Raw genomic sequence first — 14910 nt, 5'->3', positions numbered from 1 at the left:
AGAGCTGATCAATTCACGAAAGGTTTTGCGCAGGGCCGTGGTCAGTTCGTTCAGGTAGCCGCCCAACTCACCGAACTCATCTTTGCGGCTGACATCGAAACTGACCCGCATGTCCCCCGCCGTGAGCGTCTTGAGGACTTCACGAAACGCCGCCAGCGGACGCCGCAGGCTGAAGGCGACCCACGTACCAATCGCCACTGCCGCCAGCACCGCCAGCACACACGCGATCAACAGCAAGCTGCGGCTGGTGCCGATGGTGGCATTGGCCGACTGACTGGCCTGGTTGGCGACCTCCAGGGACTGGCTGCCGAACTCGCCAATCCTGTCCAGGGTGGCTTTCAGGGTCGCGTCAACCGCATTGCGTTGCTGCTGCACCTGCGCAGCCAGTTTCGCCTCCACCTGATAAGCCTGGAACAGCCCGTCAGGGGCGGTCAGGTCAGTCAGCAGGCGATTGACCATGACGCCGGCAATCCGCCCGACCCTGGGATCAATCGCCGTCAGGGCCTGGGCCCGGGTGCTGATCACTTCGTCCTGCAGGTTGAGCACGCGCTGTAATTTATCAATAGCGGGCGTAACGGTATGAGCCGCGAAGCCATCGTAGGATTTGTTGACTTCCAACAGCAGCTTTTCCGCTGCGGCCACCTGTTGCGGCTCGCCGACACTGCGGGCATGGGCAATGTAATCGCGCAGATAGCTGGTCAGCTGTATCGCCTGAGCACTGCTGTAGCCTTGCAGTTGCCGCGTCAGCGCCAACTGCTGCACGTGTTGCACGTGGGACGTCATCAACGCCTGCGACTGCTCGGCGTAGGCCGCTACCTGTTGGCGCTGCTGCGCCAGGTTCGCGCGCAGCGCCTCATGCTCGCCGGTATAGGCAAGGGTGCTGTCGAGCAACTGGTTGAACTGGGCGATGCTCTCGGTGAACGGTCGCTTGCCGTCCTCGATCTGCTTGGGGTCGGTGCTGATCTGAATGGCCAGCAACGCCTGGTTGGCGCGCAGGATATGCACGTATAACTCACTGGCGGCCCGGCTCAAGGGTGCCGACTGGCCGGTGATAATGTTCAAGCGACTGCTGATAGACTGCGTGTTCTGATAGCTGATCCCCGCCATGACTAGCAGTAACAGCACCAGCACTGCGAACCCGCCGATCACACGCTGCAATATGGTCATGGCCACCCCTTTTGATTTTTATTCGTTGACCTGAGCGACGACCAGGTGTGCACCTACGCGTTCGGGATCACTCGTGGTGCTAGTGCCTGTATCGGCCAGGTGGGCGGGGACTTGAGCGTTGAAGGCGGCTGAAATGCGGTCAAAAAAAGTGGGAGGGGGCAAGCCCCCTCCCACCTACCTGATGAAATCAGGCTGGGTTTTGCACTGCGGTCACTGGCTCAACACCACATCCCGCATCGCCGGAATGTAACCGTAGTCGTAAGCCTCCTGCACAAACGAACGAGCGCCCTTCAACACGATCCTGACCGTCGGCGCCTCGGTGCCGCCGATGCGGTAGTCATCGCCGGTGGTGGGCACGCTGTCGATAAACGACGTCACCAGGCCGTTGGGCATCACGCAGTGGGAATACGTCTGGAACGGCTGCGAAGGCGGGTTGCCCAGTACCAGCCCCGACGCATTCATCAGCGTATAGGGGCCGAACAGGTGATCGCTGACGAACCCATAGACGCCATCCGGCCCCGTCACGCCATCCGCATAGGTGAACTTGTGGCTGATGGTGAACAGGTAGTACTTGTTGTCCTGGAACACATAGTGCGGCCGTTCGGTCTGGTCATTCACCCCGACGGCAGTCACCAGCGGCGGCAAAATCTCCCACTCGTCACCGTTGAGGTCTTTGGCAACCGCGATGCCGATACAGCCCACCTGATAACGCGCACCGCCTACATCTTCATACCCTGGCGGTACCAGGCCTATTTCATTCGGGCCCACTTCGTGAGTTCCGCGCTCGCCGGCCACATTGCCTTCGAACACCATGTACAACTTGCCATCGACGGGATCGATAAAGGGGCTGGGATCGCGAAAGTTCCAGGTCGCATTCTGCGCTTCGGTTTGGTAATAGGTGCCGTCGGCGTCGAACAATGACTTGACCTGAGTAAAGCCTCGCAGCTCGACACCGGTGTCCGAAGTGACAACCTGCCCCCTGACTTTGGCAATTGTGGCACCCGGCGTGACGCAGGTGTAATACAGGTCGATGTCACCGTTGTTATTCAACAGGATCGGCGTGCCCGCCCATTCACGGGTGGTCGGCGAAACCCCTTCAGCCATGACGCGGCCGCCGAAGATCCAGTCCTTGCCGGTGCGCGAGTACCAGTAGCAGATCCGCGCATGACCATGGCGGTCTTCCCAATCACGCTTGATGTCGTAACGGCCATCGGCATTGATGAATTGTGGATCATGGGGGCGGCGGTCGGCGGTCAGGGTGAAGATCACCGACCAGCCATTCACCGATACCACCGTGCCATCCAGTTCACGCAACGGCATGGTGTCCCAAATAAAGACCGTGTCGCTCATGACAGGAAAGTCAGGACTCACTAACGGCTGTGTCGTCGTCGGGTCATTCTCATTAACTTTCAGCGCATCGGCCCGTGTCCAGCGAGTGGGTGCGTGATTCGCATGTTTCATGATGATGTCCTTTTGCTGACGCTTAAATGACAAGCGAAGATTAAATAGCACATGACAGCCAGCAACTTAATGATGACTGGAAGAGCAATAGATAGTTGGCGCTGCAAGTGCGAAACAAGGTTTAACATGAGAACCTAATTACCGCAACATGAAGAATTATTTAGATTGCAAAGGCCATCACTGTATTTATATCCTTGATATAAATACAGTGGCACGTGCAATAAATGACAGCTAAGTAGAAAGCTAGCTACTCAACTACCAAACACCAGCGCCGCTGCCTGGGCCCCGGCATTTTTCTGTGTAAAGTCCTTGGCTTGTGCCGCCGTCTTCAATGTATAGGCGTAGTTAGAACTTGCCGTCCATTGTGCTTTGGGCGACTTTTGGTTGGTGATCGGCGGCACACTGTTTGTATCAGTGAACGTCCCGGTGCCCTTATCATCCAACATGCCTTTGTTTTGGCTGCCTTCGCCAAAATAGTTGCTTTCAGAGAGGATATTGGCGTTCTGCGCCAGGGTAAAACCGAGGTGAAAGTTATTGATGTAGTTGTTGTACACATGGAAATAACCGTAACGCATCAAGCCGGGCGCACGCACTTCCATGTTGTCGAAGCGGTTATGGCACACCGTCAGGCGCGGGTAACCGTTGAACTCTGCCTTATTATCATCCGCCGGGTGACCGAAGATCAGGCCGTACTTGTGGCTGCCAAAGAAGCAGTTGCTGATGGTGGCATAATCGGCCTTTTCACCGATATACAGCAGTTTGTCTTCACTGCCGTCAGTGGCGGACCAGCTGTGCCCGACAAACGAGCAATGGTCAATCCAATACTTGCTGCCGTAGTTCAGGTACACCTGAATATCGTCATTGGCCTTAATGCTCGCCGAATGTTTGAAGATAATATTCTGCAGAATAATGTTCTGCGACTGCGCAGTTGCACGCAGGTGAATATTCTCCAACGTACGGTTCTGGAACGAACCGATCAGGGTCTTGTTGGCGCCCATGTTGACTTTGGTCAGGCTCGACGCCGAGATATTACTGTTGAGCACCAATACCCGTGGGGTAGTGTCGCCAATATTGGCCTTGAGTTGATCCAGGCTGGTGATACTGACCACAGGGCCAGACCAGCCGCCGGTCACTTTTGCCGCAAGGGCGAAACCGGTCAAGCCGGTGAGTTTGCTTTCTGGATACGACATGAGTTCCCTCTCTATACATAAAAACGGCTCGGTAGAACGAGCCTGTGCATGAAGTTAATCCATTAACTTGCACACAGTGTTTGGCGTGGCTGATGTTGCCATCCTGGTTGATCAGCGCTTAAACACTGTGTTTATATACAGTATTCGTCATTCGCCTGGCCGTCAACCCTCAAGTGAAAAACAACCAAAAGTGGGAGGGGGCAAGTCGAATCGTCGCACCGCCCCTCCCACTTTTGCCCTACGGTGTTCTTCCAAGCGTTATTTGGACACCGGCATCGCAAACTCCGCGCCCTGCTCGATGCTCTCCGACCACCGCTGCATGATCGATTTCTGCTTGGTGTAGAAGCGCACCCCCTCAGTGCCGTAGGCATGCATGTCGCCGAACAGGCTCTTCTTCCAGCCACCAAACCCGTGCCACGCCATCGGCACCGGGATCGGCACGTTGATGCCGACCATGCCCACTTCGATACGCCGGGCAAACTCGCGGGCAATGTTGCCGTCGCGGGTAAAGCAGCTGACGCCGTTGCCGAATTCGTGGTCGTTGACCAGCTTCACCGCCTCGGCAAAGTCATTCACGCGCACGCAGGCCAGCACCGGGCCGAAGATTTCTTCGCGGTAGATGCTCATCTCTTTAGTCACGTGGTCGAACAGGGTCGCGCCGAGCCAGAAGCCGTTTTCCAGGCCAGCTTCGGTGGGTACATAGTCACGCCCGTCGAGCAGCAGTTGCGCGCCGGCCTGCACGCCTTGTTCGATGTAGCCGCTGATGCGCTCCAGTGCGGCGCGGGACACAATCGGGCCCATCTCGGCCTTGAGGTCGCGGCCGTCGGTGATGCGCAGGTGCTTGGCGCGTTCGGTCAGCGCGGCGATGACTTTGTCACCGACATCGCCAACCAGCACCGCTACGGAAATGGCCATGCAGCGTTCGCCGGCACTGCCGTAGGCGGCGCCCATCAAGGCGTCGACGGTTTTTTCGATATCCGCGTCCGGCATCACCACCATGTGGTTCTTCGCGCCGCCCAGGCCTTGCACACGCTTGCCGTTGCGCGCACCGGTTTCGTAGATGTACTGCGCAATCGGCGTGGAGCCGACGAAGCTCACGGCCTTGACGTCCGGGTGTGCGATCAGCGCGTCCACCGATTTCTTATCACCCTGCACCACGTTGAACACGCCTTTGGGCAGGCCGGCTTCACGCAGCAGTTCAGCCATGAACAGCGAAGCACTTGGATCGGTCGGGCTTGGCTTGAGGATGAAGGTGTTACCCGCCGCGATGGCGATCGGGTACATCCACATCGGCACCATCACCGGGAAGTTGAACGGCGTGACACCGGCCACGACGCCCAGGGGTTGGCGCATCGTCCAGTTGTCCATGCCACGGGAGACCTGGTCGGAATGCTCGCCCTTGAGCAGGTTGGGGATGCCGCAGGCGAATTCGAGAATGTCGATGCCACGGTCGACTTCGCCCTGGGCATCGGTGAAGACCTTGCCGTGTTCGGCGACGATGATGCGCGCCAGGTCGTCCTTGCGCTCACGCAGCAGGTGCAGGTATTCGAACAGCACGCGGGCGCGGCGGATGGGCGGAGTGTCGGCCCAACCGGCAAAAGCGGCCTGGGCAGCGGCGACGGCTTCGGACACGGTCTGGCTGCTGGCCAGTGCGACGCGGCCGGTCACTTCACCGGTGGCCGGGTTGTAGACGTCCTGATAGCGATCATCGCGGCTGACGCGCTGGTCGTTGATGTAGTGCTCGATTGTTGTAGTCATGGCAGTAGATCCCAGGTGGGTTGCGTTGGGACACACGATAGGCTTTCTGTTTGTTCCAAACCAGAGCAGAATCAAGAACTGATTGTCCTCACAAGCGAACAATAAGCCGATGGAAAAATCCGAGATCGAGGGGCTGTGGACCCACATTCACTGGCTCTCAGTGCTGGAGGAACACGGCACCTACACCGCAGCCGCCGCGCGCCTGGGGGTGAGTAAATCCGCAGTCAGCCAGCGCATTTCCGACCTGGAGAAAGCCACCGGCACACGGCTGGTGACGCGTACCACGCGCAGTGTGCGGTTGACCGATGCCGGGTTGTCGCTGACCCGTGAAGTGCGCGGTGCCTATGAGCAAATCGCGCGCAGCTTCTCGTCGGTGCGCGATTCCGCCGGGGAGATTCGTGGCCTGGTGCGCTTGACCGCCCCCGTGGCATTCGCCCGGCAACAGCTGGTGCCGCACTTGTCGGAATTCCTGCAGCAGTACCCGCAGGTGCGTATCCAGCTGGACGTGTCGGATGCCCTGAGTTCACTGGCGGCCGAGGGCTACGACCTGGCGGTGCGCCATGGCTTCCAGGTGCCGGAAACCCACGTGGCGTGGAAACTGTGCGACACCGGCTCGGTGCTGGTCGCCACCCGCGACTACCTGCAACGCCATGGAGAACCGCGCGAACCCGGCGACCTGTCCGCGCACAACTGCCTGTTCTACCCGCGCGGCACCGACCAGCCCGCGTGGACGTTCGAGCGCGGCAACAAAACCGTGGAACGCCTCACCGTGCCCATCGCCGGCAGCTTCGCCACCAACAACAGCGAAGCCCTGCGTGATTCGGCGCTCAACCACTTGGGCATCGCCCTGCTCCCGGACTTCAGCGCCCAGGCGGCGCTGGCCAGCGGCAAGCTGGTGCAGGTGCTCAAGGGCTGGACACTCAGGGGCGCGTTTGCCGACGAGATCTACCTGATCCGACCGTATTCGCCCCATGTGCCGAAGTCGGTGAGTGCGTTGGTGGGGTATTTGAAGGGCAAGTTGTCGGGTGGGTTTCGCTACGGGGGCTGACAGCGCCGGCGTTAAAACGAGCCCCGTGGCGCTATCAGTCAACTCTGGCGGTACCGCTCAAGTACGCCGGCGGGGTTTGGCTTAGGGTGATTGTGCGAGGGAGTTCCCTCTGCTCACAATTCCAATAATAGAGCCACGTCCATGAGCCCACTCAAATACTTGCCAGCGTGCCTGGTGCTCAGCTTCGCCTCGTCAGCTGTCTTCGCCGCCGATGGGCCGCCAGCGCCCTCGGTGACCGAGCCCAGTGGCATCAACCTCGGCGGCACCAGTTTCTACGATGGTTTTGCCGGGCCGCCCGGCCTGTCCCATCTCACCTACTTGAAGTTCAGCACCGCCAGCAGTCTCAGGACCAACAGCGGCAAGGCCAACAGCGCCTTCGACAATCCCAAAATCAACGTGATCACGCTGATCAACCAACTCAGCTACTACTCGCCCGACACCATTGGCGGCGGTGCGCACCTGGGCTGGAGCTTGCTGGTGCCCGTCGTGTCATTGGATGCCACCTTTGGCAGTAATGGACCGGCGCTGCAAGACAACGCCACAGGGCTTGGCGATGTCACCGTCGGGCCGCAGATCCAATTCGATCCTATCGTCGATGCGCACGGGCGCCCGGTGTTTGTGCAGCGGGTGGCCTTTGACACGATCCTGCCGACCGGTAAATACGACAAACACAAAGACCTCAACCCAGGGTCGAACTATTACTCCCTGAACCCCTACTGGGCCGCAACCTGGATGCCGGCACCGCGTTGGGAAGTCAGTTGGCGCCTGCATTACCTGTACAACTTCAAGAACCGCGATCCGGCCAGCAGCTCGCAGGACTCCTTCGAGGGCAAACCGGTAAGTGACAGCCGCGCCGGGCAGTCGGCCTGGGCCAACTTCACGGCGTCCTATGAAGTCATCCCCAACGTGTCGGTGGGGATCAACGGCTATTACTTCCGGCAGATCACCGACGACCAGATCAACGGCGACCGGCTGAGCGACTCGCGGGAAAAAGTGCTGGGCATAGGCCCCGGCATGTTCTGGAAAATCAGTGAAGGCCAAGGCTTCTGGCTCAACACTTACAAGGAAACCGGTGTCGAGAACCGCTCCCGGCAGGACTATGCCGTGCAGGTTCGTTACGCCCACACCTTCTGACCGACAAGCGCTCGCTCACCCTATCGAGGTACTGCATTCATGAATGCATCCGCTGGCATCGACAGCAAAACATCACTGGCGGCTATTTGCCTGATGATGGTCACGTCCCTTGGCACCTTGCAGATTCAACCGATTCTGGGCGGGGCTTTTATCGATCAGCTCGGTATCCCGCTCAATGCCATCGGTAGGATTTTCGCAGGCGAACTGATTGCCATGGCGCTCACCTGCGGGGTGTCTGCCCTGTTGATGACCCGCGTCAATCGCCGATGGGTGGCGCAGCTCGCCTTGCTGGTGCTGGTCTGCGCCAATCTGGCGAGTACCCGGTTCCACAGCGAAACATCGCTGCTGCTGTGCCGCATCGTCTCTGGCGCCAGCGGCGGCGCGGTCATGGCGGTGGTGTATGCCTCCGCGGCACTGCGCACATCCAAGGACGCGACGTTCGCGGTGATCAATATCGGTAATCTGTTCTGGGGCATGTTACTGGTGACCTCGATGCCAGCGGTGCTCATGGCCTTTGGCGTCAACGGCGCGTTTTACCTGCTGGCCGGCGCCAGTGCCTTGGCCCTGTTCGGCTGCGGGCGCGTGCCTGCGCGGTACACCCCCGCCGACGGAGCACCGGCTCGGCTGGCCCAGCCGTTCGGCCTGACGTCACTCTTGTTGATCGGGCTGTTTGCGCTGTTGTTTTTTGGCCATTCGGCGCTGTGGGTGTATCAGGAACGCATCGGCAAAAGTATCGGCCTGGAGCCCCAGCAGATCGGCGCCATCCTGGGTGGCAGTATTCTTGCCGGGGCACTCGGTGCTGCGCTGGCGGGACTTATCGGACGGCGCCTGGGACTGCTGTTTCCGCAGTTGCTGGGGTTCGGCACGGCGGTGATGGCCACGCTGATCATGGTCTACGGCGACAGCCCCATGGCGTTCGCCACCACGGCATGCCTGATCCATATGGTCTGGTTCTTCAGCCTTCCCTACCTGCTCTCGATGGCGGCCGAGTTGGACGCGAGCGGTCGACTCGCAGGCCTGGGCAATGCTGCGATCTTCGTGGGCCAGGGCCTCGGCCCGTTTGGCGCGGCCCTGGTCGTCGGTGACGGACACTTCCGAGCGGTCGGCTGGCTGGCGGCCTCGGCGTATATCGTCGCCCTGGTCATCTCTTGCTGGATGGTTGCCCGTTTTCGCCGCGCGTCCGGCCCTTCAACACCCGACGCGCCTGCGCTGCCCGCCGGCCTGCTCAATAAATAAATACTGCGCACATGAGGTCGTAGCCATGAGTACCCGATTCCCGCAAACCCCTGAATTTTCCGGGGCGCTGTATAGCCCTAGTCGTGTAGAAGCCGAGGTGCTGGACCTTGAGGTCGAAGGCACCCTTCCCGCGTCCATCCTAGGCGTCTTCTATCAAGTGGCCCCCGACCCGCAATACCCGCCCATGCTGGGCAGCGATATGTTTTTCAACGGTGACGGGATGGTCAGCGGTTTCTATTTTGCTGACGGCAAGGTGTCCCTGCGGCGACGCTACGTGCAGACCGATCGCTTGCTCGCGCAGCGCCGTGAAGGCCGCTCCCTCAATGGCGTCTATCGAAACACGTACACCAATGACCCACTGGCGGCCAAAAACAACACCACCGCCAATACGTCGGTGATCCCTCACAACGGCAGGCTGCTCGCGCTCAAGGAGGACGCCCTGCCCTGGGCCATGGACCTGCAAACCCTGGAAACCCTGGGCGAATGGGATTTTGCCGGGCAAATCAAGTCGGCGACCTTTACCGCCCACCCCAAGATCGACCCCGTCACCGGCAACCTGCTGGCCTTCAGTTATGAAGCCAAAGGTGACGGCACGCCGGATATGGCGTATTTCGAACTCTCACCCGACGGCAAGCTGCTCAAAGAGATCTGGTTCCAGGCACCTTACGCGGCGATGGTGCATGACTTTGCGGTCACCGAGCACTACGTCGTGTTCCCACTGATTCCGCTGACCGTCGATGTAGAACGCATGAAAAAAGGCGGGCCGCATTTTCAGTGGCAACCTGATCTGCCGCAGTTGTTTGCCGTGCTGCCGCGCAATGGCAACGCGCAGGCTATCCGCTGGTTCAAAGGCCCCAAGGACAGCTTTCAAGGCCACACCCTCAATGCCTTCGATCAAGACGGCAAAGTGTACGTGGACATGCCGGTTACTGGCGGCAACGTGTTTTATTTCTTCCCCCAGGCGGACGGTGCGGTGCCCGCCCCCGAGGACCTGCCTTCGAGCCTGATGCGCTGGACGTTTGATCTGAACGACGCGCGGGATGACGTCGAGCCGCAACCGTTGACCGACTACATGTGTGAGTTTCCCCGCTGCGATGAGCGCTATCTGGGTCGCCCGTACGAACACGGCTTTGTGCTCGCCTTTGATCCGACACTGCCCTACAACCCCGCAAACGGCCCCATGCCCTTTCAGTTTTTCAACCAGTTGGCCCATCTGAACCTCAAGACGGGCAGCACCGACGCCTGGTTCCCAGGGGACAACAGTTGTTTCCAGGAGCCCATATTCATCCCTCGTTCTTCGGATGCCGAAGAGGCCGACGGTTACGTGGTCGCACTGCTGAATGTGCTGGACCAGGCGCGTAGCGAGCTGGTGATCCTGGATTCGCGCGACATGGCCAGCGGGCCCATTGCGCGGGTAAAGGTTCCGTTACGAATGCGCATGTCCCTGCACGGCTGCTGGGCACAGGGATAACCCTGGGCTAGACCCGACCGCCAGCACACCGAATGGCCTGCTCCCGAAGGCAGGCACACGGCTGCGCGAAAGCAAAAAATATACATTATTCCTGCAATTTGGGATTTAAGTAAAATCCCGCTTTACAGGATTTTTAAGCGCGAATAGAGTGAAATTCTGTCCACGCCTCCCTCGCCCACAAGGACTATCGAATGAAACTTGCAAGCTTCACCGTTGAAGGCCGTCACACCTATGGCATCGTCGAAGGCGACCAGGTGGCTGATCTGGAATCGATGAAAAACACCCTCGGCGCGGATCTCAAGCAGGCGCTTGCCCTCGGCCGCCTGGGGTCGATGAGCGATGAGCAGGTGTCGAGCCTGCCGCGTCTGGCACTGGCCGACGTGACGCTGCTGCCGGTCATTCCAAACCCGGGCAAGGTGCTGTGCATTGGCATCAACTACGCGACCCACGTGCGCGAAACCGGGCGTGACATGCCGGTTTACCCAATGATTTTCACGCGATTTGCCGACAGCCAGACCGCTCACCTGCAACCCATCGTGCGGCCTACGGTCTCGCACAAGCTGGATTTCGAAGGCGAACTCGCCATCATCATTGGCAAGACCGCGCGCCACATCCGCAAAGCCGACGCCCTCGATTACGTCGCCGGCTACGCCTGCTACAACGATGGCAGCGTGCGCGATTGGCAAAAGCACACCCTTCAATTCGTCCCCGGCAAGAACTTCCCGAGCACCGGCGGCTTTGGCCCGTGGCTGGTCACCCGTGACGAAATCAGCGACCCGCAGAACCTCGAATTGACCACCCGGCTCAACGGCGAGGTCATGCAGCACACGTCCACAGGCGACATGATCTTCGACGTCGGCGCACTGATCGAGTACTGCTCCACCTTTACCGAACTCGCCCCCGGTGACGTGATTGTCAGCGGCACCACCGGCGGGGTTGGTGCCTTCCGCGAGCCGCCGGTGTGGATGCAGCCCGGTGATGTGGTGGAAGTGGAGATCTCGCGCATCGGCACCCTGCGTAACACCATCGTCGATGAGCAATAAACCATGACCCTGATCGATGAATCATCCCAACCGCCAGAGCGCGACACCAAGGGCTCCAGCCTGGAGCGCATGCTGCGCGTGCTGGATCTGTTTACCGAGACGCAGCCGATCTGGGCGGTCGACGACATGGTCAGCGCGCTGGGGTTTACCCGCTCCACCGCCTACCGCTACGTGCGTGAACTGGCCGAGACCAATCTGTTGTTCCAGGTCGAGGCCGGGCGCTATGCACTGGGGGCCAGGATCATTACCTGGGACCGTCAACTGCGGCTCAGCGACCCGCTGGTACGCGCCGCGCAGCAGCTGGAGGCCAACCTGCCAGGCTGGAGTGAGCAACAAGTCTGGCTGATCTGCCGGTTGTTCAAGGACCAAGTGGTGTGTGTTCACCAATGCGGTGAATTGACCAGCACCGTCAGCTATTCCCGTGGTTCGCCACGGCCGTTGTTCATGGGCGCGACCTCAAAAGCCATCCTTGCGCACATGAACGCTCGCCAGCACAGCCAGCTGTTTCTCGAACACCCTGACGAGGTGCGCGCCAGCAACCTGGGCGCCACCTGGGAAGACTTCCGCCGGTCGCTGCAACGCTTGCGGCGCCAGGGCTATGTAGCCAGTGCAGGCGAAGTCGACCCCGGCGTGTACGGCCTGGCCGCACCGATATTCGACGGCGACGGCAAGGTTGTGGGCAGCCTCAGTTGCGTGCGCCCGGCAGCCGAGCGGCACAAGGCGCTGGAGCAGGAACAGGGTGAGCAGATGGTCGCGCTGGCCCACACGCTCTCGCGGCACATGCTCGCGCTGACCCACAGCGCCAACCCATCCTCCAAGCCATTGGACTGATGCAGTCGTAGGGGAACAACAATGACAACCCTGAACAGTATCAATACCCGCGTCCTGATCGTCGGTGCCGGCCCTACCGGGCTGACCCTGGCCAACCTGCTGGGCCAGGCCGGCGTGGATGCCTGGATCATCGACAGCAAACCGGGCACCGTCACCGAGCCTCGCGCGGTCTCGATCGATGATGAGTCGTTGCGCACCATGCAGGCCATGGGCTTGAGCCAGGCGGTGCTGGCGGACGTGGTGGCCGGCTATGGCGTGCATTACTTTACGCGCCCTGGCGGGCGGTGCTTCGGCAAGGTCGAACCCAGCGGCAAGCTGTATGGTTTTCTCAAGCGCAATGCGTTCCGCCAACCGCTGTTCGAAAGCACGTTGAGGGCCGGCCTGCTGCGTTTCGCTTGCCTGACCGCGCGCTTCAGCCACGAACTGCTGGAGTTCACCCAGGACGAGCACGGCGTGCGTGCGCTGGTCGTGGACGCCAACAAGGAACTGCTGGAAGTGCAGGCCGACTACCTGATCGCCTGTGATGGTGGGCGCAGCCCGGTGCGTAAACAGCTTGGGATCAATATGGTCGGCTCCAGCTTCGCGTCGCGCTGGCTGGTGGTGGACACCGATCAGGACGATGACCCGTTCTGGCAAACCCGCGTGTACTGCGATGCGCGCCGCCCGACCGTCGAGGTCCCCGGCCCGCATCGCACGCGGCGCTTCGAGTTCATGCTCAAGGACGGCGAAAGCGACGCGCAGATGCTCAGCCAAGCGCGATTGCAAGCTTTGCTACGCCCGTTCAAGGGCGATGCACCGGTCTCCATCGTGCGTAAAACCGTGTACACCTTTCACGCCCGCATCGCCGAACGCTGGCAAGTCAACCGTGTGTTGCTCGCCGGTGACGCTGCACACCTCACTCCGCCCTATGCCGGACAAGGCATGAACAGCGGCGTGCGCGATGCCCATAACCTGGCCTGGAAACTGATCGGCGTGCTGACCGGGAAAATGGCCCCGGCCGTTTTGCTCACCTACGAAACCGAGCGCCGCGATCACGCGTGGGCATTGATCAAGCTCGCGCTGAACCTCGGGGTGGTGATGGCGCCCGCTACCGTGCTGCGGGCGCGATTGATCAGTGGTGCATTCTCGCTGATCGGGCTGGTGCCGCCGCTGCGTGACTACTTCCTGCAGATGCGCTTCAAGCCAAAACCACGGCTGCGCCAAGGCCTGGTGCTCACCGCCGGTGCCGCGGGCAGCGTGTCCAGCGGGCAAATGTTCCCTCAGCCAAGCCTCACCGACAGCCAGGGCACTGAACGCCTGCTCGACGATTACATCGGTGCAGGTTTCGCCCTGGTCCAATACGGCGCCCCTCACCGCGAACGCCTGGATCAATTGCAGCACCCGCTCTGGGCGCACTTGGAGGTGAAGCGGATTCTGATCCTGCCAGGTTCCGTCAGCGAGCCACCTGTCCTGCCGGGCTGCACGGTATTGCACGATCATGCCGGGGTGCTCGAGGCATTGCTCGGCGCCAGCGCCAGCTTCTTCCTGCTGCGGCCTGATCGCTACATTGCCGCGATTTTCCACAGCGCCACCGAGACAATCACTGCCGAGGCCTTGCAGTCCTTGCTGGGTGCCGTGCCCGCGGGCGATCGCGCGCCCCGACCGTCCATCACAACACCCGTCACGCTCGAGAGGTGCGTATGAACACATTGCAAACGTCCACCCCTGCTCGCCTGTGCTACTTGCACCTGGCGAGCAAAGACCCGCAACGGCAGATCGACTTCTATCAACGCATGATGGACATGCAGGGCCAGCCTCAAGCCGACGGCCACTGGCTACTCAGGGGGCCTAATCGCGCCATGCTGCTCTCCCCGGCCGAGCACAGCGGCCTGCTGGCGGCGGCGTATGACCTGGCGAGCCCAGAGAAACTTGCCACGCTGCACCGTCGCCTGCGCGAGCGCAACTGCACCACCGAAGACATCAGCTCGCCACTGCTCGCCCCGGGCGCCTTTGCAATACGCGATCCTCAAGGTCGCCAGACGATTTTTGGCGTATCCCAGGCGCACACTCATGCCACCCCACCCGGCATGCCCGGCCGCCTGCAGCATGTGGTATTCCAGACCACCGAGCTGGAAGCGATGATGGAGTTCTACGTCAACACCGTTGGCTTCACGGTGTCCGACAGCGTGGTCGACCAACAGAGTGGCCTGTTGATGGTGTGCTTCCTGCGTTCGGACGATGAGCACCATTCGCTGGCGTTCTTCCGCGGCTCGAAAAACGAGTGGGATCATCACTGTTACGAAACCAATGAATGGAATGACATTCGGGACTGGGGTGATCGCTTTGCCAAGGAGCGCATCAGCATTTTCTTTGGCCCCGGCCGTCATGGACCCGGCGACAACCTGTTCTTCATGGTGGTGGATGCCGATCGCAACCGGCTGGAGTTCTCGGCGGAGCTGCAAATCACCGAAGCGAGCGACCCTCCTGGCACTTGGCCGCAAGAAGAACACACCCTCAATTCCTGGGGGCGCGCGTGGATCAGAACCTGAGCCCGTCTTGCTCTGAAACCACGTGCCCCACTGACCCAAAGGT

At 60.5% G+C, this 14910-nt stretch carries 11 protein-coding genes and 1 pseudogene; 8 read left to right on the top strand and 4 right to left on the bottom strand.

Features of this window, described 5'->3' with window-relative positions; genetic code table 11:
* Positions 1-39 precede the first annotated feature (39 nt).
* The 4 genes and pseudogenes from FBY10_RS32195 to FBY10_RS17745 all read right to left on the bottom strand — a co-directional run.
* A pseudogene (locus tag FBY10_RS32195) lies at positions 40-459 on the bottom strand (HAMP domain-containing protein); the annotation flags it as partial.
* A 918-nt stretch (positions 460-1377) separates the two neighbouring features.
* Entirely contained in the window at positions 1378-2628 is a 1251-nt protein-coding gene (locus FBY10_RS17755) for a glycoside hydrolase family 68 protein (RefSeq protein ID WP_145337197.1), read from the bottom strand.
* 251 nt (positions 2629-2879) lie between these two features.
* Positions 2880-3818, bottom strand: coding sequence for a pectate lyase (locus tag FBY10_RS17750; protein ID WP_145337196.1), 939 nt, complete (start codon positions 3816-3818; stop codon positions 2880-2882).
* A gap of 258 nt (positions 3819-4076) precedes the next feature.
* Positions 4077-5576 carry a CoA-acylating methylmalonate-semialdehyde dehydrogenase gene (locus tag FBY10_RS17745; protein ID WP_145337195.1) on the bottom strand — a complete coding sequence of 500 codons (1500 nt, stop codon included), beginning with the start codon at positions 5574-5576 and terminating at the stop codon, positions 4077-4079.
* Between the two features lie 109 nt (positions 5577-5685).
* Between FBY10_RS17745 and FBY10_RS17740 the strand changes: the two genes are divergently transcribed.
* From FBY10_RS17740 to FBY10_RS17705, 8 genes are all read left to right on the top strand, one after another.
* Positions 5686-6624, top strand: a complete 939-nt coding sequence (locus FBY10_RS17740) for a LysR family transcriptional regulator (protein ID WP_131698806.1) — start codon at positions 5686-5688, stop codon at positions 6622-6624.
* Between the two features lie 141 nt (positions 6625-6765).
* A complete protein-coding gene (locus FBY10_RS17735) occupies positions 6766-7758 on the top strand; it encodes a transporter (RefSeq protein WP_145337194.1) in 993 nt (330 codons plus the stop codon).
* 39 nt (positions 7759-7797) lie between these two features.
* Positions 7798-8994, top strand: a complete 1197-nt coding sequence (locus FBY10_RS17730) for an MFS transporter (protein WP_131698808.1) — start codon at positions 7798-7800, stop codon at positions 8992-8994.
* Positions 8995-9019: 25 nt separating this feature from the next.
* Entirely contained in the window at positions 9020-10465 is a 1446-nt protein-coding gene (locus FBY10_RS17725; RefSeq protein ID WP_145337193.1) for a carotenoid oxygenase family protein, read from the top strand.
* Positions 10466-10656: 191 nt separating this feature from the next.
* On the top strand, positions 10657-11508 hold the full coding sequence (locus tag FBY10_RS17720) for a fumarylacetoacetate hydrolase family protein (RefSeq protein WP_145337192.1): 852 nt from the start codon (positions 10657-10659) through the stop codon (positions 11506-11508).
* A gap of 3 nt (positions 11509-11511) precedes the next feature.
* Positions 11512-12339, top strand: a complete 828-nt coding sequence (locus FBY10_RS17715) for an IclR family transcriptional regulator (RefSeq protein ID WP_145337191.1) — start codon at positions 11512-11514, stop codon at positions 12337-12339.
* A 21-nt stretch (positions 12340-12360) separates the two neighbouring features.
* Positions 12361-14022 (top strand): bifunctional 3-(3-hydroxy-phenyl)propionate/3-hydroxycinnamic acid hydroxylase, encoded by a 1662-nt coding sequence (locus FBY10_RS17710; RefSeq protein ID WP_145337190.1) that lies wholly within the window; start codon positions 12361-12363, stop codon positions 14020-14022.
* Positions 14019-14867 (top strand): VOC family protein, encoded by an 849-nt coding sequence (locus FBY10_RS17705; protein ID WP_145337189.1) that lies wholly within the window; start codon positions 14019-14021, stop codon positions 14865-14867. Before FBY10_RS17710 ends, FBY10_RS17705 begins: the two co-directional genes overlap by 4 nt.
* Positions 14868-14910: the final 43 nt, after the last annotated feature.

Source organism: Pseudomonas sp. SJZ103, from assembly GCF_007828335.1.
GTDB lineage: Bacteria > Pseudomonadota > Gammaproteobacteria > Pseudomonadales > Pseudomonadaceae > Aquipseudomonas.
Note: the sequence above shows the minus strand (reverse complement) of the source record. Positions and strands in the feature narration are given on the sequence as shown.

Coding starts and splice junctions, on each gene's coding strand:
- FBY10_RS17705 (WP_145337189.1), top strand. CDS start 14,019: ATGAACACATTGCAAACGTCCACCCCTGCTCGCCTGTGCTACTTGCAC.
- FBY10_RS17710 (WP_145337190.1), top strand. CDS start 12,361: ATGACAACCCTGAACAGTATCAATACCCGCGTCCTGATCGTCGGTGCC.
- FBY10_RS17750 (WP_145337196.1), bottom strand. CDS start 3,818: ATGTCGTATCCAGAAAGCAAACTCACCGGCTTGACCGGTTTCGCCCTT.
- FBY10_RS17745 (WP_145337195.1), bottom strand. CDS start 5,576: ATGACTACAACAATCGAGCACTACATCAACGACCAGCGCGTCAGCCGC.
- FBY10_RS17720 (WP_145337192.1), top strand. CDS start 10,657: ATGAAACTTGCAAGCTTCACCGTTGAAGGCCGTCACACCTATGGCATC.
- FBY10_RS17715 (WP_145337191.1), top strand. CDS start 11,512: ATGACCCTGATCGATGAATCATCCCAACCGCCAGAGCGCGACACCAAG.
- FBY10_RS17740 (WP_131698806.1), top strand. CDS start 5,686: ATGGAAAAATCCGAGATCGAGGGGCTGTGGACCCACATTCACTGGCTC.
- FBY10_RS17725 (WP_145337193.1), top strand. CDS start 9,020: ATGAGTACCCGATTCCCGCAAACCCCTGAATTTTCCGGGGCGCTGTAT.
- FBY10_RS17730 (WP_131698808.1), top strand. CDS start 7,798: ATGAATGCATCCGCTGGCATCGACAGCAAAACATCACTGGCGGCTATT.
- FBY10_RS17755 (WP_145337197.1), bottom strand. CDS start 2,628: ATGAAACATGCGAATCACGCACCCACTCGCTGGACACGGGCCGATGCG.
- FBY10_RS17735 (WP_145337194.1), top strand. CDS start 6,766: ATGAGCCCACTCAAATACTTGCCAGCGTGCCTGGTGCTCAGCTTCGCC.